This window comes from Pseudomonas sp. LSJ-87, assembly GCF_032971465.1.
Lineage (GTDB): Bacteria > Pseudomonadota > Gammaproteobacteria > Pseudomonadales > Pseudomonadaceae > Aquipseudomonas > Aquipseudomonas putida_Z.
In genome coordinates this window covers 84548-104394 of record NZ_JAWJYQ010000022.1, presented here as the reverse complement: position 1 = coordinate 104394, position 19847 = coordinate 84548, and the positions used below count along the sequence as shown (strand labels likewise).

The following is a 19847-nucleotide window of genomic DNA, read 5'->3' as shown; positions in this document are numbered from 1 at the left end:
GGCCGCGACGCCGATTTCAGATCGGGCTGAGAATGGTGTCCTTGGCCTCGTCCAGCATCCCCGGGTAATCCAGGGTGTAATGCAGTCCGCGGCTTTCCTTGCGCTGCATGGCCGACAGGATCATCAACTCGGCCACCTGCGCCAGGTTGCGCAATTCGATCAGGTCGCGGCTGACCTTGTAGTTGCTGTAGAACTCGTCGATTTCGTCCAGCAGCAGGCGAATGCGGTGCTGCGCTCGCTGCAGGCGCTTGCTGGTGCGCACGATGCCGACGTAGTCCCACATGAAGCGCCGCAGTTCGTCCCAGTTGTGCGCAATGATCACGTCCTCGTCCGAGTCGGTGACCTGGCTGGCGTCCCAGCCGGGCAGGGCCTTGGGCATGACCACTTCATCCAGGTGCGCCTGGATGTCGGCCGCGGCGGCACGGCCATAGACGAAGCATTCCAGCAGCGAATTGCTGGCCATGCGGTTGGCACCGTGCAGGCCGGTGAAGCTGGTTTCACCTATGGCATACAGGCCCGGCACGTCGGTATGGCCGCGGTCGTCGACCATCACTCCGCCGCAGGTGTAGTGCGCCGCAGGTACTACCGGGATCGGCTGACGGGTGATGTCGATGCCGAAGGCCAGGCAGCGCTCGTACACGGTGGGGAAGTGGCTCTTGATGAAGTCGGCCGGCTTGTGGGTGATGTCCAGGTACACGCAGTCCACACCCAGGCGCTTCATCTCGTGGTCGATGGCGCGGGCCACGATGTCGCGCGGGGCCAGTTCTTCGCGGGGGTCGAAGCGTGGCATGAAACGCTCGCCATTGGGCAGGCGCAGCAGGGCACCTTCGCCGCGCAGGGCTTCGGTGACCAGGAAACTCTTGGCCTGCGGGTGGTACAGGCAAGTCGGGTGGAACTGGTTGAACTCCAGGTTCGCCACCCGGCAACCGGCCCGCCAGGCCATGGCGATGCCGTCGCCGCAAGCACCATCGGGGTTGCTGGTATACAGGTAGACCTTGGCCGCGCCGCCAGTGGCCAGCACGGTGAAGCGCGCACCGAAGGTGTCCACCTCGCCGGTGTTGCGGTCGAGCACATAGGCACCCAGGCAGCGCTCGCCGGGCAGGCCGAGGCGACGTTCGGTAATCAGGTCGACCGCCACGCGCTGCTCCAGCAGCTGGATATTCGGGCGTTTGCGGGCCTGCTCCAGCAGCGTGGTGAAGATGGCTGCGCCGGTGGCGTCGGCGGCATGGATGATGCGCCGGTGGCTATGGCCGCCTTCGCGGGTCAGGTGGAACTCGAAGCCACCGTCGTCGACGCTGTAATGCTCGTCGCGGGTAAAGGGCACGCCTTGCTCGATCAGCCACTCGATGGCTTCGCGGCTGTGCTCGACGGTAAAGCGCACAGCTTCTTCATGGCACAGGCCGCCGCCGGCATTGAGGGTGTCCTCGACATGCGACTGCACGGTATCGGTATTGTCCAGCACTGCCGCGACACCGCCCTGGGCCCAGAAGGTCGAGCCGTTGGCCAGGTCGCCCTTGCTGAGCACGGCGACTCGCAGGTGGCTGGGGAGGTTCAGTGCCAGGCTGAGACCGGCGGCACCGCTGCCGATCACCAGGACATCATGTTGGAATTGTTGGCTCATGTCGGGACACTAGTATTCTTTGGAAGGGGCGCGGCACAATAGTCACGCGCCGATGGCATTGTGAAACTATCGTTAAAGCTGGCCGGGTTGCCTTTATAGCAGCCCCTGGTGGCCAATTTCCATGCCACTTGCCTGGTCGCGACAACCTTTGTGGGAACTTTCCGACATGGCCGGAAATCCTATGAAGGCTGCCCACGCGCCACAACTTGCCGCGGCGACGCAGGGCGGCGGGCCTGTCCGGGCTGTCCCTGCGTACTCGAAACCTGATTATCGACGTAGCCGGCCGTGACCGTGCCGCGTCTTCCGTGCAACCCGACCAAGGGCTGCAGGAAACTTGCTTGGAGGGGAGAACTTTTGCGCAAAGCCCGAGTCTATGGTTGCAAGCCTGAACGATGGCTGTTGCAACGCTCCTTCGAGTTCACTGAGGAGTGTTCATGCTAACCCAGGAAGAGGATCAGCAGCTTGTCGAGCGCGTTCAGCGCGGTGACAGGCGAGCTTTCGATCTGTTGGTGCTGAAGTATCAGCACAAGATTCTCGGGTTGATCGTGCGGTTCGTTCACGATACCCACGAGGCCCAGGATGTAGCACAGGAAGCCTTCATCAAGGCCTACCGTGCGCTTGGCAACTTCCGCGGAGACAGTGCGTTCTATACGTGGCTGTACCGCATCGCCATCAACACGGCGAAGAACTACCTGGTGTCCCGTGGAAGACGGCCGCCAGACAGTGATGTGAGCTCCGAGGATGCGGAGTTTTACGACGGCGATCATGGTCTCAAGGATCTCGAGTCCCCAGAACGCTCGTTGTTGCGGGATGAAATCGAAGGCACTGTCCATCGCACCATCCAGCAACTGCCTGAAGACCTGCGCACGGCACTGACCCTGCGCGAGTTCGACGGGCTGAGTTACGAAGACATTGCCAGTGTCATGCAATGTCCGGTGGGTACCGTGCGCTCTCGAATCTTCCGCGCTCGGGAGGCCATAGACAAAGCCCTGCAACCTTTGCTGCAGGAAACCTGAGACAGCGGCGACAGCCAAGAGAGGAACCGCCATGAGTCGTGAAGCTTTGCAGGAATCGCTGTCCGCGGTGATGGATAACGAAGCGGACGAGCTTGAACTGCGTCGTGTGTTGAACGCCGTAGACGATGCTGAAACCCGTGCCACCTGGTCGCGTTACCAGGTTGCCCGCGCAGCCATGCACAAGGAGCTGCTGCTGCCCAACCTGGATATCGCCTCGGCGGTGTCTGCAGCGCTGGCTGACGAAGCCGTGCCGGCCAAGGCCAAGAAAGGGCCATGGCGCAGCATTGGCCGCCTGGCGGTAGCTGCCTCGGTCACCGTAGCGGTGCTGGCCGGTGTGCGCATGTACAACCAGGACGAGATCACTGGCGCCGAGCTTGCTGCCCAGCAACCTGCCCAGCAAGGCCTGACTGTGCCACAAGCACAAGGCCCGGCCGTTTTGGCAGGCTATAGTGAGAGCAGTGAGCAACCGACCGGGCCGATGGCCAACGGCGTGCTGCAGAACCAGGCCGGCTGGGACCAGCGTCTGCCAGGTTACCTGCGCCAGCATGCCCAGGAATCTGCGCTCAAGGGCACTGAAACCGCATTGCCGTATGCCCGCGCCGCCAGCCTGGAAAACCGTTAAGTAAGGAGGATCATGCGCGCGCTACCTCTCCTGTCGCTGCTGATTGGCAGCTGCATGACGGTGCCAGCATTGGCGGCCAATTCCTCGCCCGAGGCGAGCGAGTGGCTGAGCAAGCTGGCACAGGCCGAGCAAAAGCAGAGCTACCAAGGCTCTTTTGTCTACGAACGCAACGGCAGCTTCTCTTCCCACGAGATCTGGCACAGGGTCGACGACGGCAAGGTCAGCGAGCGGCTGTTGCAGCTCGATGGCGCCGCCCAGGAGATCGTGCGCGTGGATGGCAAGGTAGAGTGCGTCAGCGGGGTCTTGGTCAGTGGTGTGACGACGCCCCCGGACGCCGCGCAGCGTGTGCTTGATCCGCTGAAACTGATGGGCTGGTATGACTTGAGCGTGGCGGGCAAGTCACGGGTCGCCGGGCGCGATGCCGTGATCGTGACGCTCACCCCGCGCGACCAGCACCGTTATGCCTTCGAATTGCACCTGGACCGTGCTACCGGCCTGCCGCTGCGCTCGTTGATGGTCAACGACAAGGGGCAGTTGCTGGAGCGCTTCCAGATGATCCGTCTCGATACCAAAGCACCCAGCGACGACGACCTGCGCGCCAGCGCTGCGTGCAAGCCGGTGCAGCATGTGGCCGCTGCCGCCAATGACACGGTCGCCGGCTGGCGTTCGGACTGGCTGCCGCCTGGTTTCGAACTGGTCAACAGCTCGGTACGCCGCGACCCCAAGAATGACAGCACGGTCAGCAGCCTGATGTACGACGATGGCCTGGCGCGCTTCTCGGTGTTCCTCGAGCTGGTAAAGGATGAGGGCGGGACCGACATGCGCACCCAGCTTGGCCCGACTTCGGCGGTCTCGCGTCGGCTGAACACGCCCAAGGGCAAGGTGATGGTCACTGTGGTCGGCGAGATTCCGCTGGGTACCGCAGAGCGTGTGGCGCTGTCGATGCGCCCCCAGGATGGCCAGGCGCGCCAGTGATGGCGCGCATTTGCGGGCCTGGCGTGCGGGCCATGCCAAGGCGTGCGGACATGCCTCTGAAATGAAATTAAAGCATTGTCATTTGCAATCCATCGGCAAATTTTCTATAGGTCAGGCTTCTTGGAGCCTGGCCTTTCCTGCTTTGTGCAGGGGCCTTTCTAAACTACCGCTCGTTGTGACGGGAGCCGTATGTCAATACCACGCTTGAAATCCTACCTATCGATGTTCGCCGCCGTGCTGATGCTCGGCCAGGTGCTCAGCGCCCAGGCCGAGGAAGCCCTGCCGGACTTCACTACCCTGGTCGAGCAGGCCTCGCCAGCCGTGGTCAACATCAGTACCAAGCAGAAGCTGCCGGACCGCCGCATGGCCGCCGGGCAGATGCCCGACCTGGAAGGCCTGCCTCCGATGTTCCGCGAGTTCTTCGAGCGCAACATGCCGCAGCAGCCGCGTTCGCCGCGTGGCGACCGCCAGCGCGAGGCCCAGTCGCTGGGTTCGGGCTTCATCATTTCCAGCGATGGCTACGTGCTGACCAACAACCACGTGGTAGCCGATGCCGACGAGATCATCGTCCGCCTATCGGACCGCAGCGAGCTGCAGGCCAAGCTGGTCGGCACCGATCCGCGCACCGACGTGGCCCTGCTCAAGGTCGAGGGCAAGAACCTGCCGACCGTCAAGCTGGGTGATTCCGAGAAGCTCAAAGTGGGCGAGTGGGTACTGGCCATCGGTTCGCCGTTCGGCTTCGACCATTCGGTGACCAAAGGTATCGTCAGCGCCAAGGGCCGTACCCTGCCCAACGACACCTACGTACCGTTCATCCAGACGGACGTTGCCATCAACCCGGGCAACTCCGGTGGCCCGCTGTTCAACATGAACGGCGAAGTGGTGGGTATCAACTCGCAGATCTTCACCCGTTCCGGCGGTTTCATGGGCCTGTCGTTCGCCATCCCGATCGATGTGGCGATCGATGTCTCCAACCAGCTGAAGAAAGACGGCAAGGTCAGCCGCGGCTGGCTGGGCGTGGTGATCCAGGAGGTCAACAAGGACCTGGCTGAGTCGTTCGGCCTGGACAAGCCGGCCGGTGCCCTGGTGGCCCAGGTGCTGGAAAACGGCCCGGCAGCCAAGGGCGGCCTGCAGGTGGGTGACGTGATCCTGAGCATGAACGGCCAGCCGATCGTCATGTCGGCCGACCTGCCGCACCTGGTCGGCAGCCTCAAGGACGGCGAAAAGGCCAAGCTGGAGATCATCCGCAACGGCAAGCGCCAGAACCTCGACATCAGCGTTGGCGCACTGCCGGACGACGATGCCGACATCGGTACCGGCGCCGAAGGCAGCGCCGAGCGCAGCAGCAACCGCCTGGGCGTCTCGGTGGCCGACCTGACCGCCGAGCAGAAGAAAGCCCTGGAGCTCAAGGGTGGCGTGGTCATCAAGGAAGTCCAGGATGGCCCGGCCGCGATGATCGGCCTGCGCCCGGGTGACGTGATCAGCCACCTGAACAACCAGGCCATCGGTTCGGCCAAGGAATTCACCGAAATCGCCAAGGAACTGCCGAAGAACCGTTCGGTGTCGATGCGCGTGCTGCGTCAGGGCCGTGCCAGCTTCATTACCTTCAAGCTGGCTGAATAAGCGGCTTGGCAAGGAGAAAAGGGCAGCTTCGGCTGCCCTTTTTCATGAAAGTTCACAATTGCAGGGGCGAATGCTGTGTACAGCCCGATAGAGGAATCTCCCATATCCCGGCAGCTTAAGGTACAATTCCCGGCTATTTTTCGGCGGGCGTCCGGCTCGCAGCCTTTTCGAGTGTTGACCCGTGAGTGATTTGAGTCATATCCGCAATTTCTCCATCATCGCCCACATCGACCATGGCAAGTCGACGCTGGCCGACCGTTTCATCCAGATGTGCGGTGGCCTGTCGGCACGCGAGATGGAAGCCCAGGTGCTCGATTCCATGGACCTGGAGCGTGAGCGCGGTATCACCATCAAGGCCCACAGCGTCACGCTCAACTACAAGGCGCAGGACGGCAAGGTCTACCAGCTGAACTTCATCGATACCCCCGGCCACGTCGACTTCACCTACGAAGTCTCGCGTTCGCTGGCGGCCTGTGAAGGCGCGCTGCTGGTGGTGGATGCCGGCCAGGGCGTCGAGGCCCAGTCCGTAGCCAACTGCTACACCGCCATCGAGCAGGGCCTTGAGGTCATGCCGGTACTGAACAAGATGGACCTGCCGCAGGCCGATCCGGATCGCGTCAAGGACGAGATCGAGAAGATCATCGGCATCGACGCCACCGACGCCGTGGCCTGCAGTGCCAAGAGCGGCATGGGCGTGGACGAGGTGCTCGAGCGCCTGGTGCAGACCATCCCCGCGCCGGAAGGCGATATCGAGGCGCCGCTGCAGGCACTGATCATCGACTCCTGGTTCGACAACTACCTGGGCGTGGTCTCGCTGGTGCGCGTGCGCCACGGCCGCGTCAAGAAAGGCGACAAGATCCTGGTCAAGTCCACCGGCAAGGTGCACCTGGTCGACAGCGTGGGCGTGTTCACCCCGAAACACACCCAGACCGCCGACCTGAAGGCTGGCGAAGTGGGCTTCATCATTGCCAGCATCAAGGACATCCACGGTGCCCCGGTCGGTGACACCCTGACCCTGTCCTCGACCCCTGAGGTCGAAGTGCTACCAGGCTTCAAGAAGATCCAGCCGCAGGTCTACGCCGGCCTGTTCCCGGTCAGCTCCGACGACTTCGAGGACTTCCGCGATGCGCTGCAGAAGCTGACCCTGAACGACTCGTCGCTGCAATACATGCCGGAAAGCTCCGACGCCCTGGGCTTCGGCTTCCGTTGCGGCTTCCTCGGCATGCTGCACATGGAGATCATCCAGGAGCGCCTGGAGCGCGAATACGACCTGGACCTGATCACCACGGCGCCAAGCGTGATCTACGAGCTGGAACTGAAAACCGGCGAGACCATCACCGTCGACAACCCGTCGAAGCTGCCAGACGTCTCGGCGGTCGCCGACTTCCGCGAGCCGATCGTCACTGCCACCATCCTGGTACCGCAGGAACACCTGGGCAACGTCATCACCCTGTGCATCGAGAAGCGTGGCGTGCAGCGCGACATGCAGTTCCTTGGCAGCCAGGTGCAGGTGCGCTACGACCTGCCGATGAACGAAGTGGTGCTGGACTTCTTCGACCGCCTCAAGTCCACCAGCCGCGGCTATGCTTCGCTGGACTATCATTTCGATCGCTACCAGTCGGCCAACCTGGTCAAGCTGGATGTACTGATCAACGGCGACAAGGTCGATGCCCTGGCATTGATCGTGCACCGCGACAACGCGGCCTACAAAGGCCGTGCGTTGACCGAGAAGATGAAGGAGCTGATCCCTCGGCAGATGTTCGACGTGGCGATCCAGGCAGCTATCGGCGGCCAGATCATCGCGCGGACAACCGTCAAGGCGCTCAGAAAGAACGTACTGGCCAAGTGCTACGGTGGTGACGTCAGCCGTAAGAAGAAGCTGCTGGAGAAGCAGAAGGCCGGTAAGAAACGCATGAAACAGGTGGGTAACGTGGAGATTCCACAGGAAGCCTTCCTCGCCGTGCTCAGGTTGGATAGCTAGGTCCTATGTCGCTAAATTTCCCGCTGTTGCTAGTCATCGCCGTCTTCGTCTGCGGCCTGCTGGGCTTGATCGACCTGCTGTTCCTGGCCCCGCGCCGGCGTGCGGCAATCGCCAACTACCAGGGCAGCGTCAGCCAGCCCGAGATGGCGGTGGTCGAGCGCCTGGGCAAGGAGCCGTTGCTGGTCGAGTATGGCAAGTCGTTCTTCCCGGTGCTGTTCATCGTGCTGGTGCTGCGTTCGTTCCTGGTCGAGCCGTTCCAGATCCCTTCGGGGTCGATGAAGCCGACCCTGGAAGTGGGCGACTTCATCCTGGTGAACAAGTTCTCGTACGGCATTCGCCTGCCGGTGATCGACAAGAAGGTCATCGAGGTGGGTGACCCGCAACGCGGTGATGTGATGGTGTTCCGCTACCCGAGCGACCCGAACGTCAACTACATCAAGCGTGTGGTCGGCCTGCCGGGTGACCAGGTGCGCTACACCAGCGACAAGCGGTTGTTCGTCAACGGCCAGCCGATTGCCGAACAACTGGTGGGCACCGAGCCGGGCACCCTGGGCAGCGCCGAGCTGTACAAGGAAAAGCTCGGCGAGGCCGAACACCTGATCCGCAAGGAAATGAGCCGTTACCGCATGCCGCCGGACCAGCAATGGACCGTGCCGGCAGGCCATTACTTCATGATGGGCGACAACCGCGACAACTCCAACGACAGCCGTTACTGGGATGACCCGAACATCCCGAAGGAACTGCACGGCATGGTTCCGGACCGGAACATCGTCGGCAAGGCCTTCGCGGTGTGGATGAGCTGGCCAGAGCCCAAGCTCAGCCACCTGCCCAACCTGTCGCGGGTCGGTCTGATCCATTGATACCCATCGGCGCTGGCCAGCAGGCAGCGCCGAATGCATTTCTGACATAGGCTGTGTTCTCAGGGATCGGGAGATTCGCCGCACATCGCGGCGGGCCACAGCCAAACAGTCTTTCAGGATGTTGATTTGAACAACGCGTTGAACAACGAACGGGTGGCTGCATGAGTGCTCCCCTTGCCCGTCTGGAGCGAAAGCTCGGTTATACCTTCAAGAACCAGGATCAGATGCTCCTGGCACTGACCCATCGTAGTTACGCCGGGCGCAACAATGAGCGCCTGGAGTTTCTCGGTGACGCCATTCTCAACTTCGTCGCCGGCGAAGCGCTGTTCGAGCGCTTCCCGCAGGCCCGCGAAGGCCAGCTGTCGCGCCTGCGCGCGCGCCTGGTCAAGGGTGAGACCCTGGCCCGCCTGGCCCGTGGTTTCGACCTGGGCGATCACCTGCGCCTGGGTTCGGGTGAGCTCAAGAGCGGTGGCTTCCGCCGCGAGTCGATCCTGGCCGACGCCCTGGAGGCGCTGATTGGCGCCATCTACCTGGACGCCGACATGGAAACGGCCCGGGAGCGCGTGCTGGCCTGGCTGGCCGATGAGTTCGAAGGCCTGACCCTGGTCGATACCAACAAGGACCCGAAAACCCGCCTGCAGGAGTTCCTGCAGTCGCGCAGCTGCGAGCTGCCGCGTTACGAAGTGGTGGACATCCAGGGCGAACCGCACTGCCGGACCTTCTTCGTCGAATGCGAAGTGGTACTGCTGAACAACAAGAGCCGTGGCCAGGGCGTTAGCCGGCGTATCGCCGAGCAAGTCGCTGCCGCGTCTGCACTGATCGCCCTGGGCGTGGAGAATGGCAATGACTGATAGCAACCCGACCCGCTGCGGCTACGTAGCCATTGTCGGCCGCCCGAACGTGGGCAAGTCGACCTTGCTCAACCACATCCTCGGCCAGAAGCTGGCGATCACCTCGCGCAAGCCGCAGACCACCCGCCACAACATGCTCGGCATCAAGACCGAGGGTGACGTGCAGGCGATCTACGTCGATACCCCCGGTATGCACAAGGCCAACGACAAGGCCTTGAACCGCTACATGAACCGCAACGCCTCGGCGGCCCTTAAGGACGTCGACGTGGTGATCTTCGTGGTCGACCGCACCAAATGGACCGACGAGGACCAACTGGTGCTGGAGCGCGTGCAGTACGTGACGGGCCCACTGATCATCGCGGTCAACAAGACCGACCGCATGGAAGAGAAGGCCGAACTGATCCCGCACCTGCAATGGCTGCAGGAGCAGTTGCCGAACGCCGAAGTGATGCCTATTTCCGCGCAGCAGGGGCACAACCTGCAGGCGCTGGAAGCACAGATCGCCAAGCACCTGCCCGAGAACGAGCACTTCTTCCCCGAAGACCAGATCACCGACCGCAGCAGCCGCTTCCTGGCCGCCGAACTGGTGCGCGAGAAGATCATGCGCCAGCTGGGTGCGGAATTGCCGTACCAGATCACCGTGGAAATTGAAGAATTCAAGCAGCAGGGTCATGTGCTGCACATCCATGCGCTGATCCTGGTCGAGCGCGACGGCCAGAAAAAGATCATCATTGGCGACAAGGGCGAGCGCATCAAGCGCATCGGCTCCGAGGCGCGCAAGGACATGGAGGTGCTGTTCGACTCCAAGGTCATGCTCAACCTGTGGGTCAAGGTGAAAGGCGGCTGGTCCGATGACGAGCGCGCCCTGCGCTCGCTGGGCTACGGCGACCTCTAAGCCTCGCAAGGCCCTCCTTTGTGGGAGCGGCCTTGCGTCGCGATAGGGCTGCGAAGCAGCCCCAGAATCTATGCAATAGCCGAGATCTTGGGGCCGCTGCGCGCCCCTTTCGCGACACAAGGCCGCTCCCACAGGGATTTGCATCAAACTTGGGCTAAGTGATCTTCCATGGAACTACCTGTCGGCCAGCCAGCCTACGTGCTGCACAGCCGTGCCTACAAGGAAACCAGCGCGCTGGTGGACTTCTTCACCCCGCAGGGCCGCATGCGCGCCGTGCTACGCCGTGCGCGTGGCAAGGGTGGTAGCCTGGTGCGGCCGTTCGTGCCGCTGGAGCTGGAACTGCGCGGGCGTGGCGAGCTGAAGAATGTCGGGCGCATGGACAGTGCCGGCATCGCCGCCTGGCTGCATGGCGATGCCCTGTTCAGCGGGTTGTACCTCAACGAACTGCTCATGCGCCTGCTGCCAGCCGAAGCGCCTTTCCCGGCGCTGTTCGAGCACTACACCCTGACCTTGCAAGCCTTGGCCGCCGGTCGCCCGCTGGAGCCGCTGCTACGCTCCTTCGAATGGCGGCTGCTGGACGAGCTCGGTTACGCGTTTTCGTTGCACCACGACGTCAATGACCAGGCGATCGCGGTCGATGGCTTGTACCGCTTGCGTGTGGATGCCGGCCTGGAGCGGGTCGAGCTGGTGCAACCCGGGCTGTTCCGCGGCACCGAACTGCTGGCCCTGGCCGAAGCCGACTGGGATGCCCCAGGTGCCTTGCTCGCTGCCAAGCGCCTGATGCGCCAGGCACTGGCGGTTCACCTGGGGGCAAAACCACTGGTCAGCCGGGAACTGTTTCGCAAGCGCTGATCACGACGTATGCTGTGGGGCTCAATCTTCAGGAGAGCCTTTCGTGACTCACAGCAACCGCATGCTTCTCGGCGTAAACATCGACCACGTGGCGACCCTGCGCCAGGCCCGGGGCACGCGTTACCCTGATCCGGTCAAGGCTGCCCTGGATGCCGAGGAAGCAGGCGCCGATGGCATCACCGTGCACCTGCGTGAAGACCGCCGGCACATCCAGGAGCGTGACGTGGTGCTGCTCAAGGACGTGCTGCAGACCCGCATGAACTTTGAGATGGGCGTCACCGAAGAGATGATGGCCTTTGCCGAGAAGATCCGCCCGGCGCACATCTGCCTGGTACCCGAAACCCGTCAGGAGTTGACCACCGAAGGCGGCCTTGACGTGGCGGGCCAGGAAGCACGGATCAAGGCTGCGGTTGAGCGCCTGTCGCGTACCGGTGCCGAAGTGTCGCTGTTCATCGATGCCGACGAGCGGCAGATCGAGGCTTCGCGTCGCGTTGGCGCGCCTGCCATCGAACTGCACACCGGGCGTTACGCCGATGCCGAAACCCCGACCGAAGTGGCCGAGGAACTCAAGCGTATCGTCGATGGCGTGGCGTTTGGCGTGGGGCAGGGGCTGATCGTCAACGCCGGCCACGGGCTGCATTACCACAACGTCGAGGCGGTGGCGGCAATCAAAGGCATCAATGAGCTGAACATCGGCCATGCGTTGGTAGCGCATGCGCTGTTCGTCGGCTTCAAGGCTGCAGTGGCCGAGATGAAGGCGCTGATCGTGGCGGCTTCGCGCTAATCGTTGGTCGCCTGTACCGGCCTCTTCGCGGGTAAACCCGCTCCCACAGGTACTCCACAGGCCTTGAGGCTTGTGCGATCCCTGTGGGAGCGGGTTTACCCGCGAAGAGGCCGGCACAAGCGATGTATTACTCGGCTGGAAACACCAAGGTAAACCGGGTAGGCCCCAAGGGGCTGCTGCTGACCTCGACCCGCCCACCATGCAACTGCATGATCGATTTCACGATCGCCAGCCCCAACCCGGTCCCTCCCTCCAGCCGCGAGCGCCCCGAGCCCACCCGATAAAACCGCTCGAACAAGCGCGACTGGTGTTCTTCAGCAATACCAGGCCCCTGGTTTTCCACCGAAAGCCGAACTTCGCTGCCCACGCGCTCGATACGCAGTTCCACAGGCTTGTCATCGGGGCAGTGCCGAATGGCATTGCTCAACAGGTTCGACAGTGCCCGCTGAAACATCAGCCGATCACCCTGCGCCGTCCCCCAGCCTTGCACACGCAACTCAACCCCTTTCAGCTCGGCACTGAACGCAAACAGCTCGGCAACCCGCGCCGTCTCGTCGGCCAATGCCATGGGCTTGAGCGCGACCTGGGCCTGGGGTTGGCTGACTTGGGCGAGAAACAGCATGTCATTGATGATGCGGTTGAGCCGGGTCAGTTCTTCGATGCTGTCTTCCAGCACTTCCCGGTAATTCGCGTTGTCCCGTTCGCGGGCCAGCGTCACTTGCGCCTTGCCCATCAGGTTGCTCAACGGTGTGCGCAGTTCATGGGCCAGATCATCGGAGAACTGCGACAGCTGGCTGACGCCCTGGTCGAGGCGGTCGAGCATCACGTTGATGCTACTGGCCAGCTCTGCCAGTTCCAGCGGCAGGCCGGTAGCGGGAAGACGATGTTGCAGGTCCTGGGCCGACACCCGCCCGGCAATGCGCCGGAAGTGCCGCAGTGGCTTCAGGCCGCGCTGCATCAGCCACCAGGCACCGGCCCCGATCAGCAGCAGCAGCAACGGCAGCGCGAGCAAGGTGGAGTGCAGGTAGGCCTGCAGCAGGGCGTTGTCGTCGGCGCGGTTGAGCGACATCATCACCTTGACCGGGGTGTCGTCGCGCAGGCGCATCAGCCGGGTCACGGTGAGTATCTGGTTGCCATTGCTGTCGCGCCACGCATGAAAGGCCAGACGGGCATCGGTGCGCAGATCGCCTACCTGCGATTCCAGCGCTGGCCCCAGGCTGAGCAGGTGCGGATGGCGGCCTTCGAGGGCCAGCACGCTGAGGCTGAGGTTGTCGTGCCCCATCACCAGGTCGAGCAAGGGATGAGCGCGGCTGCCCAGGTCTTCGCTACGCAGGTCGACCCGCAGGTTGTGCTCGACCTGCAGCATCTTGCGCGCCAGGTCCTTGCGTGCGCGGCTGTCCAGTTCGTGATCGAGGGCGAACACGGCCAGGCAGGCCAGCAGCAGCACCAGTGCAGCGCCCATCAGCGTCACGCTCAAGCCCAGGCGCAGTGACAGGCTGGCGTTTTTCAAAAGCGTGCCTCGAGCACGTAGCCGACGCCGCGCAGGGTATGGATCAGTTTGTTGTCGAACGGGTCGTCGATCTTTGCCCGCAGGCGCCGGATCGAAACCTCGACCACATTGGTGTCGCAGTCGAAGTTCATGTCCCACACCAGCGAGATGATCTGGGTGCGCGACAGCACCTCGCCGGTCTGGCGCATCAGCAGGTGCAGCAGGGCGAATTCCTTGGCGGTCAGGTCTATACGCTGGCCGGCGCGGTAGGCGCGGTGGCGGCCGGGGTCCAGCTCCAGATCGGCGACGCGCAGGGTGCTGGGCTGCAGTTGCTGGTCGTTGCGGCGCAGCAGGCTGCGGATACGGGCCAGCAGTTCCGGGAACTCGAAAGGTTTGAGCAGGTAATCGTCGGCCCCCAGGTCCAGGCCCTTGACCCGGTCGGCCAGGCGGCCGTGGGCGGTAAGCATCATGATGCGCGTGGCCGATTCGGCGCGCAGCCGCTGCAGCACGGTCCAGCCATCGAGTTCGGGCAGGTTGACGTCGAGGATGACCAGGTCGTAGGGCTGCTGGCGGGCCAGGTGCAGGCCATCGGTGCCGGTGTGGGCGCAGTCGACCACGTAGCCGTTCTCGCGCAGGCCCTGCTGCAGGTAGTCGGCGGTACGCAGTTCGTCCTCGATGATCAGTAGACGCATGGGTGGGCTCGGTGTGATGAAAGGGGGCGATTCTCGACCCTGTAGTGGCATCAGGGTCAAGGCGTGGGATGTTACGGCATGAGTAAGGACGCGCGACGCAGATAACGGATTTGTAATCCTGGTGTTATCTGGCTGTCTTTTCGGGCCCTATCGCCGGCAAGCCAGCTCCCACAGGTACTGCACAGTTTTCAAGACTTGTGGTGATCCTGTGGGAGCTGGCTTGCCGGCGATAGGGCCCGAACAGGCAAAACAGGGCCACATTGCAAGACTGTAATCCCCGCCTCACGTTGCCGTTAGCTAGCCCTCGCTAGGATGGCCCTGTCTGATCGGTTATCACGAGGCAACCACGATGAACCTGACCAAATATCTGCTGTTGGCCACCGTTGCCCTGGGCAGCGCCAGTGTTTACGCCGAGGGCGGTGCGGAACGTTCAAAACAATTCTGGCAAGCGTTCCGCGAAGACCAGCAGCGCCTGCACGGCGACAAGCAACAGGCCGTTGCCGAGCGTGAGCGCAAGGCGCAGGAGAAGGCCCGCGAGTTGGCCAAGGATTGAGTGACAGCACCTGCGCCGTGACAGCTCCTCGGCGCAGGTGTATTCAGGCGCCCATCCGGGCGCCTTTTTTATTTGCGCGCCAGCAGGGTGGCGCGGCGTGGGGCCGGCAGGCCTTCGATGGTCTTGCTGTGGTCGTTCGGGTCGAGGAAGTCGCCCAGTGACTGGTAGCGCATCCACTCGGTGCTGCGCTGTTCCTCGACGCTGGTCACGCTTACGTCGACGCAACGCACATCGCTGAAACCGGCACGGCGCAACCAGCGCTCCAGGGCCGGTACCGACGGCAGGTACCAGACGTTGCGCATCTGTGCATAGCGGTCCTCAGGTACCAGCACCTGGTTTTCGTCACCCTCGATCACCAGGGTTTCCAGCACCAGTTCCCCGCCTTTGACCAGGCAGTCCTTGAGCGCCAGCAGGTGCTCGATAGGCGAGCGGCGGTGGTAGAACACCCCCATGGAAAACACCGTGTCGAAACCTTCGAGGTTGGCCGGCAGGTCTTCCAGGGCGAATGGCAGGTGCCAGGCGGGCAGCTCTGGCAGGTATTGCTGAACGGCCTGGAACTGGCAGAAGAACAGCCAGTTGGGGTCGACGCCAATCACCATGTCGGCGCCGGCACCGAGCATGCGCCACTGGTAGTAGCCGTTACCGCAGCCCACGTCGAGCACGCGCTTGCCCTTGAGGTCCAGGTGCGGGCCGACCCGGGACCATTTCCAGTCCGAACGCCATTCGGTGTCCACATGCACGCCGAACAGGTCGAACGGCCCTTTGCGCCAAGGGGACAGGCCCATCAGTGCCTGGCGCATCTGCGCGCGGGTGGCGTCGTCGCAATCGCAGTCCAGGCGCAGCCCGTTGACCAGGTCGATTTCGCTCGGAATCAGGGCGGGCAAGGCTTCCAGCGCACCGCGCCAGCGGTCGAGGTCACCGTGACCCTTCTCCAGCTTGGCTTCCAGTTGCGCTTGCAGGCCTTGCGACCAGGAAGCCAGGGGCGTGCCCGCCAGGCGGCGGACGAGGGGGGACAGATCGATCATGGCAGGGCAATCAAAGAGGCGAAGTTAAGGCATTGGAACCAGGGCACCACCTTCGAGAAACCGGCTGCGCGCAGGCGCGCCTGGTGGGCTTCGAGGGTGTCGGGCCTCATCACGTTCTCGATGGCGCTGCGCTTCTGGGCAATTTCCAGTTCGCTGTAGCCATTGGCACGTTTGAAGTCCAGGTGCAGTTCATTGAGCAGGTCCTGCTGTTCATCATCGGCGAAGCGCAGTTTTTCCGAGAGGATCAGCGCACCACCGGGCAACAGCGCCTGGCGGATGCGGCCGAGCAGCTCCAGGCGCTGGTCGGGGGCGATGAACTGCAGGGTGAAATTCATCGCCACCACCGAGGCGGGCTCGAAGGGCAGGGCCAGGATGTCGGCTTCCAGCACCTGCACCGGCAGCAGTTCCTGGAACATCGAGTCCTGGGCGGTGAGGTACTGGCGGCAACGCTCGACCATCGCCGCGGAGTTGTCCACGGCGATTACCCGGCAGCCGTCACTGCGCACATGGCGGCGCAGCGATTGGGTAACGGCACCCAACGACGCACCCAGGTCGTACAGCGCGGTATGCGGCTGGGCGAAGCGCGCGGCCAGCACGCCGAGGTTCTCGACAATGGTCGGGTAGCCCGGAACCGAGCGCTTGATCATGTCCGGGAACACACGCACCACATCCTCGTTGAAGACGAAGTCGGGCACTTGCTCCAAGGGCTGGGCGAAAAGGCGGTCGGGTTGTTTGCTCACGGCGGGCTCGATACAGGGTGAAACGGAGGCGCATTTTAGCCAAAGGCCGGGATTCTTGCCATGGCAGCGCTTCAGGGGCGGGCGCTGAGGGACCTCTGCGCCTGCCTGGTGGGTGTGCAGGTTGCCTATGAGCGAAGCTGCGGACTTTAGCGGACGATGATCTTGCAGTCGAAGGTTTGCACGGGGGCGATATCTGCGGCCCACGGCTGCTGGTACACCAGCACCAACTGACCATCGCCGGTATCGCTGGCCTGGTAGCGCCAGGTGGAGACACCGGCGCTGCCGACCACGTCTTCCTCCTCGGGAGCGCTATACACCTCCGGACCAAGGCTGCGCAGTACGTTGGAGGCAGGTGCTTCGACGCGCCAGCGGTAGCCGGTGGACGGGTTGCTGGGCAAGCTCAGGATCAGCGCCTGGCCAACCTGCAGGCGCGTCGGGCATTCGCTTTCGGCGTCCAGTTCGACGGGTTGCGTGGGCTGTTGGGCGCAGGCGGAAATCAGGGCGAAGCTCAGGGGAACGAGCAGACGAGGGACGGTCATGTTGGCTCCGGAGGCTGACGATGGCCTGAGGATAACCGATGATCGAGGAGATTTGTGTTGCCTGTGCCGGCCCTTTCGCGGGTAAACCCGCTCCCACAGTGATCTCACTGGGCTCAAGCCCTGCGCTATCCCTGTGGGAGCGGGTTTACCCGCGAAGAGGCCGGTGTTGGCTAGAACAGCACTTTGGCCACGTCGGCGAAGCGCTTGGCGAAATGCACGGTCAGGCCTTCGCGCAGGTAGTCCGGCAGCTCCTCATAGTCCCCACGGTTAGGCTCCGGCAAGATCAGCTCGAAGATCTTCTGCCGCCGCGCCGCAATCACCTTCTCGCGCACACCGCCAATCGGCAGTACCTGCCCGGTCAGGGTCAGCTCGCCGGTCATGGCCACGCCCTTCTTCGGCGCCTGGTCTCGGGCCAGCGACAGCAGGGCGCTGGCCATGGTGATGCCGGCACTCGGGCCGTCCTTGGGCGTGGCGCCTTCGGGCACGTGCAGATGAATGAACGCTTCGTTGAAGAAGCCAGGATCACCACCAAACTGCTTGAGGTTGGAGCTGACGTAGCTGTAGGCGATTTCGGCCGACTCTTTCATCACATCACCCAGCTTGCCGGTCAGCTTGAAGCCGCGGTTGAGGGTGTGGATGCGGGTGGCTTCGATCGGCAGCGTGGCGCCGCCCATGCTGGTCCAGGCCAGGCCGGTTATCACGCCTTTGCCAGCCAGTACCTGCTCGCTGCGGAACACCGGCATGCCGAGCGCGGCTTCCAGGTCCTTGGTGCCGATCTTCAGTTTCGCCTCGGGGTTTTCCAGCAGCTTGACCACGGCCTTGCGCACCAGCTTGCCCAGTTGTTTCTCCAGCTGGCGTACCCCGGCTTCGCGGGCATAGCCTTCGATCACCGCGCGCAGGGCGCTGTCGCTGATGCCGAGGCTGGTCTTGGCCACACCGGCCTTTTCCAGCTGCTTGGGCCACAGGTGGCGCTTGGCGATGGCCAGTTTCTCTTCGGTGATGTAGCCGGACAGGCGGATCACTTCCATGCGGTCGAGCAATGGCCCGGGGATCGAATCCAGGGTGTTGGCGGTGCACACGAACAGCACCTTGGACAGGTCCAGGCGCAGGTCGAGGTAGTGGTCGAGGAAGTCGACGTTCTGCTCCGGGTCGAGGGTTTCCAGCAGCGCTGAAGCCGGGTCGCCCTGGTAGCTCTGGCCCATCTTGTCGATCTCGTCGAGCATGATCACCGGGTTCATCACTTCGACGTCCTTCAGGGCCTGCACCAGCTTGCCGGGCTGGGCGCCGATGTAGGTGCGGCGGTGGCCCTTGATCTCGGCCTCGTCACGCATGCCGCCGACACTGAAGCGGTAGAACGGCCGGCCGAGCGATTCGGCGATGGATTTACCGATGCTGGTCTTGCCTACCCCGGGCGGGCCCACCAGCAGCACGATCGAGCCACTGATCTCGCCTTTCCAGGCGCCCACGGCGAGGAACTCGAGAATGCGCTCCTTGATGTCATCGAGGCCGGCGTGGTGCTGGTCGAGGACCTTGCGTGCGTGCTTGAGGTCGAGCTTGTCCTTGCCGTACACGCCCCAGGGCAGGGCGGTGGCCCAGTCCAGGTAGTTGCGGGTGACGGCGTATTCGGGCGAGCCGGTTTCGAGGATGGCCAGCTTGCCCATCTCTTCGTCGATGCGCTTGCGTGCCTGGTCCGGCAGGGTCTTGCCTTCGAGGCGCTGCTCGAACTGCTCGAGGTCGGCGCTGCGGTCGTCCTTGGTCAGGCCCAGCTCCTGCTGGATGACCTTGAGCTGTTCCTTGAGGAAGAACTCGCGCTGGTGCTCGCCGATCTGCCGGTTGACCTCGGCCGAGATCTCGTTCTGCAGGCGCGCCACCTCGACTTCCTTGCGCAGCATCGGCAGGACCTTTTCCATGCGCTTGAGCATGGGTACGCAGTCGAGCACTTCCTGCAACTGGTTGCCGGTGGCCGAGGTGAGGGCGGCGGCGAAGTCGGTGAGCGGCGACGGGTCGTTGGGGCTGAAGCGGTTGAGGTAGTTCTTCAGCTCTTCGCTGTACAGCGGGTTGAGCGGCAGCAGCTCCTTGATCGCATTGATCAGCGCCATGCCGTAGGCCTTGACCTCGTCGGTCGGCTCGGCTGGCTGACGCGGGTATTCCACCTCGACGAGGTACGGCGGGCGGTGGTGCTTGAGCCAGGTACGGATGCGTACCCGGGTCAGGCCCTGGGCGACGAACTGCAGCTTGCCGTTTTCGCGGCTGGCGTGGTGCACCTTCACCAGCGTGCCGTACTGCGGCAGCGCCGAGGTGTCGAAGTGGCGGTGGTCTTCTGGCGGGGTATCCATGAAGAACAGGGCCAGGCTGTGGTCTGGTGACTTGGCCACCAGGTCGAGGGTTTCTGCCCAAGGGTCTTCATTGACGATGACCGGCAGCACCTGGGCCGGGAAGAACGGGCGGTTGTGGATCGGGATCACATAGACCTTGTCCGGCAGCTGCTGGCCGGGCAGGGCAAGGGCGTGGCCGGTTTCGGCCTGGGGAGTGGTGTGTTCGACTTCGCTGTGTTCGTCGGGATGTTCCGGGAAATCCTGCTGGTCGCTCATGGGGCACCTGCGTGAATGACTATGGTGCTTAGATGGGGCGCGGGGGGATGGGTTTCAATGGTAGTTGAAGGGTGCAGAGAGGAGTGATGCCTGTACCTGCCTCTTCGCGGGTAAACCCGCTCCCACAGGTACGGCGCC

Annotated in this window: 18 protein-coding genes; 11 read left to right on the top strand and 7 right to left on the bottom strand. The window is 63.3% G+C overall.

Annotation, left to right across the window (positions count from 1 at the left end):
• Nucleotides 1–16: 16 nt before the first annotated feature.
• Nucleotides 17–1621 carry an L-aspartate oxidase gene (gene nadB, locus RYH74_RS14675; RefSeq protein ID WP_075046174.1) on the bottom strand — a complete coding sequence of 535 codons (1605 nt, stop codon included), beginning with the start codon at nucleotides 1619–1621 and terminating at the stop codon, nucleotides 17–19.
• Nucleotides 1622–2055: 434 nt separating this feature from the next.
• Here nadB and rpoE point away from each other — a divergent pair, with 434 nt between their 5' ends.
• The 10 genes from rpoE (at nucleotide 2056) to pdxJ (ending at nucleotide 12080) form a co-directional block, all read left to right on the top strand.
• Nucleotides 2056–2637, top strand: coding sequence for an RNA polymerase sigma factor RpoE (rpoE, locus tag RYH74_RS14670; RefSeq protein ID WP_003252049.1), 582 nt, complete (start codon nucleotides 2056–2058; stop codon nucleotides 2635–2637).
• 31 nt (nucleotides 2638–2668) lie between these two features.
• On the top strand, nucleotides 2669–3259 hold the full coding sequence (locus RYH74_RS14665; RefSeq protein ID WP_075046173.1) for a sigma-E factor negative regulatory protein: 591 nt from the start codon (nucleotides 2669–2671) through the stop codon (nucleotides 3257–3259).
• A 12-nt stretch (nucleotides 3260–3271) separates the two neighbouring features.
• On the top strand, nucleotides 3272–4234 hold the full coding sequence (locus RYH74_RS14660) for a MucB/RseB C-terminal domain-containing protein (RefSeq protein WP_075046172.1): 963 nt from the start codon (nucleotides 3272–3274) through the stop codon (nucleotides 4232–4234).
• 222 nt (nucleotides 4235–4456) lie between these two features.
• Nucleotides 4457–5857: a DegQ family serine endoprotease gene (locus RYH74_RS14655; protein ID WP_371257967.1), complete on the top strand. Its 1401-nt coding sequence runs from the start codon at nucleotides 4457–4459 to the stop codon at nucleotides 5855–5857.
• A gap of 181 nt (nucleotides 5858–6038) precedes the next feature.
• Nucleotides 6039–7838 (top strand): translation elongation factor 4, encoded by a 1800-nt coding sequence (gene lepA / locus RYH74_RS14650; protein WP_025340425.1) that lies wholly within the window; start codon nucleotides 6039–6041, stop codon nucleotides 7836–7838.
• Between the two features lie 5 nt (nucleotides 7839–7843).
• On the top strand, nucleotides 7844–8698 hold the full coding sequence (gene lepB / locus RYH74_RS14645; protein ID WP_003258486.1) for a signal peptidase I: 855 nt from the start codon (nucleotides 7844–7846) through the stop codon (nucleotides 8696–8698).
• A 161-nt stretch (nucleotides 8699–8859) separates the two neighbouring features.
• Nucleotides 8860–9549: a ribonuclease III gene (gene rnc, locus RYH74_RS14640; protein WP_003258487.1), complete on the top strand. Its 690-nt coding sequence runs from the start codon at nucleotides 8860–8862 to the stop codon at nucleotides 9547–9549.
• Nucleotides 9542–10444, top strand: coding sequence for a GTPase Era (gene era / locus RYH74_RS14635; protein ID WP_015271595.1), 903 nt, complete (start codon nucleotides 9542–9544; stop codon nucleotides 10442–10444). The genes rnc and era overlap by 8 nt, the downstream gene beginning before the upstream one ends.
• A gap of 168 nt (nucleotides 10445–10612) precedes the next feature.
• Complete coding sequence (gene recO, locus RYH74_RS14630; RefSeq protein WP_286100486.1) at nucleotides 10613–11296, top strand: DNA repair protein RecO; 684 nt, start codon at nucleotides 10613–10615, stop codon at nucleotides 11294–11296.
• A gap of 61 nt (nucleotides 11297–11357) precedes the next feature.
• Nucleotides 11358–12080: a pyridoxine 5'-phosphate synthase gene (gene pdxJ, locus RYH74_RS14625; protein ID WP_153670549.1), complete on the top strand. Its 723-nt coding sequence runs from the start codon at nucleotides 11358–11360 to the stop codon at nucleotides 12078–12080.
• A gap of 127 nt (nucleotides 12081–12207) precedes the next feature.
• On the opposite strand, the gene RYH74_RS14620 is transcribed toward pdxJ, so the two are convergent.
• Complete coding sequence (locus RYH74_RS14620) at nucleotides 12208–13590, bottom strand: heavy metal sensor histidine kinase (protein ID WP_075046171.1); 1383 nt, start codon at nucleotides 13588–13590, stop codon at nucleotides 12208–12210.
• Nucleotides 13587–14261 (bottom strand): heavy metal response regulator transcription factor, encoded by a 675-nt coding sequence (locus RYH74_RS14615; protein WP_003258489.1) that lies wholly within the window; start codon nucleotides 14259–14261, stop codon nucleotides 13587–13589. The genes RYH74_RS14620 and RYH74_RS14615 overlap by 4 nt, the downstream gene beginning before the upstream one ends.
• Nucleotides 14262–14610: 349 nt before the next feature.
• Here RYH74_RS14615 and RYH74_RS14610 point away from each other — a divergent pair, with 349 nt between their 5' ends.
• A complete protein-coding gene (locus tag RYH74_RS14610) occupies nucleotides 14611–14814 on the top strand; it encodes a hypothetical protein (protein WP_075046170.1) in 204 nt (67 codons plus the stop codon).
• 68 nt (nucleotides 14815–14882) lie between these two features.
• Here RYH74_RS14610 and cmoB read toward each other — a convergent pair whose 3' ends face one another.
• From cmoB to lon, 4 genes are all read right to left on the bottom strand, one after another.
• Nucleotides 14883–15839 (bottom strand): tRNA 5-methoxyuridine(34)/uridine 5-oxyacetic acid(34) synthase CmoB, encoded by a 957-nt coding sequence (cmoB, locus tag RYH74_RS14605; RefSeq protein WP_286100483.1) that lies wholly within the window; start codon nucleotides 15837–15839, stop codon nucleotides 14883–14885.
• Nucleotides 15836–16579, bottom strand: coding sequence for a carboxy-S-adenosyl-L-methionine synthase CmoA (gene cmoA / locus RYH74_RS14600; protein ID WP_025340420.1), 744 nt, complete (start codon nucleotides 16577–16579; stop codon nucleotides 15836–15838). The genes cmoB and cmoA overlap by 4 nt, the downstream gene beginning before the upstream one ends.
• 146 nt (nucleotides 16580–16725) lie before the next feature.
• Nucleotides 16726–17118 (bottom strand): protease inhibitor I42 family protein, encoded by a 393-nt coding sequence (locus RYH74_RS14595; RefSeq protein WP_286100482.1) that lies wholly within the window; start codon nucleotides 17116–17118, stop codon nucleotides 16726–16728.
• Nucleotides 17119–17288: 170 nt separating this feature from the next.
• Nucleotides 17289–19709 carry an endopeptidase La gene (gene lon, locus RYH74_RS14590; protein WP_025340416.1) on the bottom strand — a complete coding sequence of 807 codons (2421 nt, stop codon included), beginning with the start codon at nucleotides 19707–19709 and terminating at the stop codon, nucleotides 17289–17291.
• Between the last annotated feature and the right edge of the window lie 138 nt (nucleotides 19710–19847).

Coding starts and splice junctions, on each gene's coding strand:
- nadB (WP_075046174.1), bottom strand. CDS start 1,621: ATGAGCCAACAATTCCAACATGATGTCCTGGTGATCGGCAGCGGTGCC.
- rpoE (WP_003252049.1), top strand. CDS start 2,056: ATGCTAACCCAGGAAGAGGATCAGCAGCTTGTCGAGCGCGTTCAGCGC.
- RYH74_RS14665 (WP_075046173.1), top strand. CDS start 2,669: ATGAGTCGTGAAGCTTTGCAGGAATCGCTGTCCGCGGTGATGGATAAC.
- RYH74_RS14660 (WP_075046172.1), top strand. CDS start 3,272: ATGCGCGCGCTACCTCTCCTGTCGCTGCTGATTGGCAGCTGCATGACG.
- RYH74_RS14655 (WP_371257967.1), top strand. CDS start 4,457: ATGTTCGCCGCCGTGCTGATGCTCGGCCAGGTGCTCAGCGCCCAGGCC.
- lepB (WP_003258486.1), top strand. CDS start 7,844: ATGTCGCTAAATTTCCCGCTGTTGCTAGTCATCGCCGTCTTCGTCTGC.
- rnc (WP_003258487.1), top strand. CDS start 8,860: ATGAGTGCTCCCCTTGCCCGTCTGGAGCGAAAGCTCGGTTATACCTTC.
- era (WP_015271595.1), top strand. CDS start 9,542: ATGACTGATAGCAACCCGACCCGCTGCGGCTACGTAGCCATTGTCGGC.
- recO (WP_286100486.1), top strand. CDS start 10,613: ATGGAACTACCTGTCGGCCAGCCAGCCTACGTGCTGCACAGCCGTGCC.
- pdxJ (WP_153670549.1), top strand. CDS start 11,358: ATGCTTCTCGGCGTAAACATCGACCACGTGGCGACCCTGCGCCAGGCC.
- RYH74_RS14615 (WP_003258489.1), bottom strand. CDS start 14,261: ATGCGTCTACTGATCATCGAGGACGAACTGCGTACCGCCGACTACCTG.
- RYH74_RS14610 (WP_075046170.1), top strand. CDS start 14,611: ATGAACCTGACCAAATATCTGCTGTTGGCCACCGTTGCCCTGGGCAGC.
- cmoB (WP_286100483.1), bottom strand. CDS start 15,839: ATGATCGATCTGTCCCCCCTCGTCCGCCGCCTGGCGGGCACGCCCCTG.
- RYH74_RS14595 (WP_286100482.1), bottom strand. CDS start 17,118: ATGACCGTCCCTCGTCTGCTCGTTCCCCTGAGCTTCGCCCTGATTTCC.
- lon (WP_025340416.1), bottom strand. CDS start 19,709: ATGAGCGACCAGCAGGATTTCCCGGAACATCCCGACGAACACAGCGAA.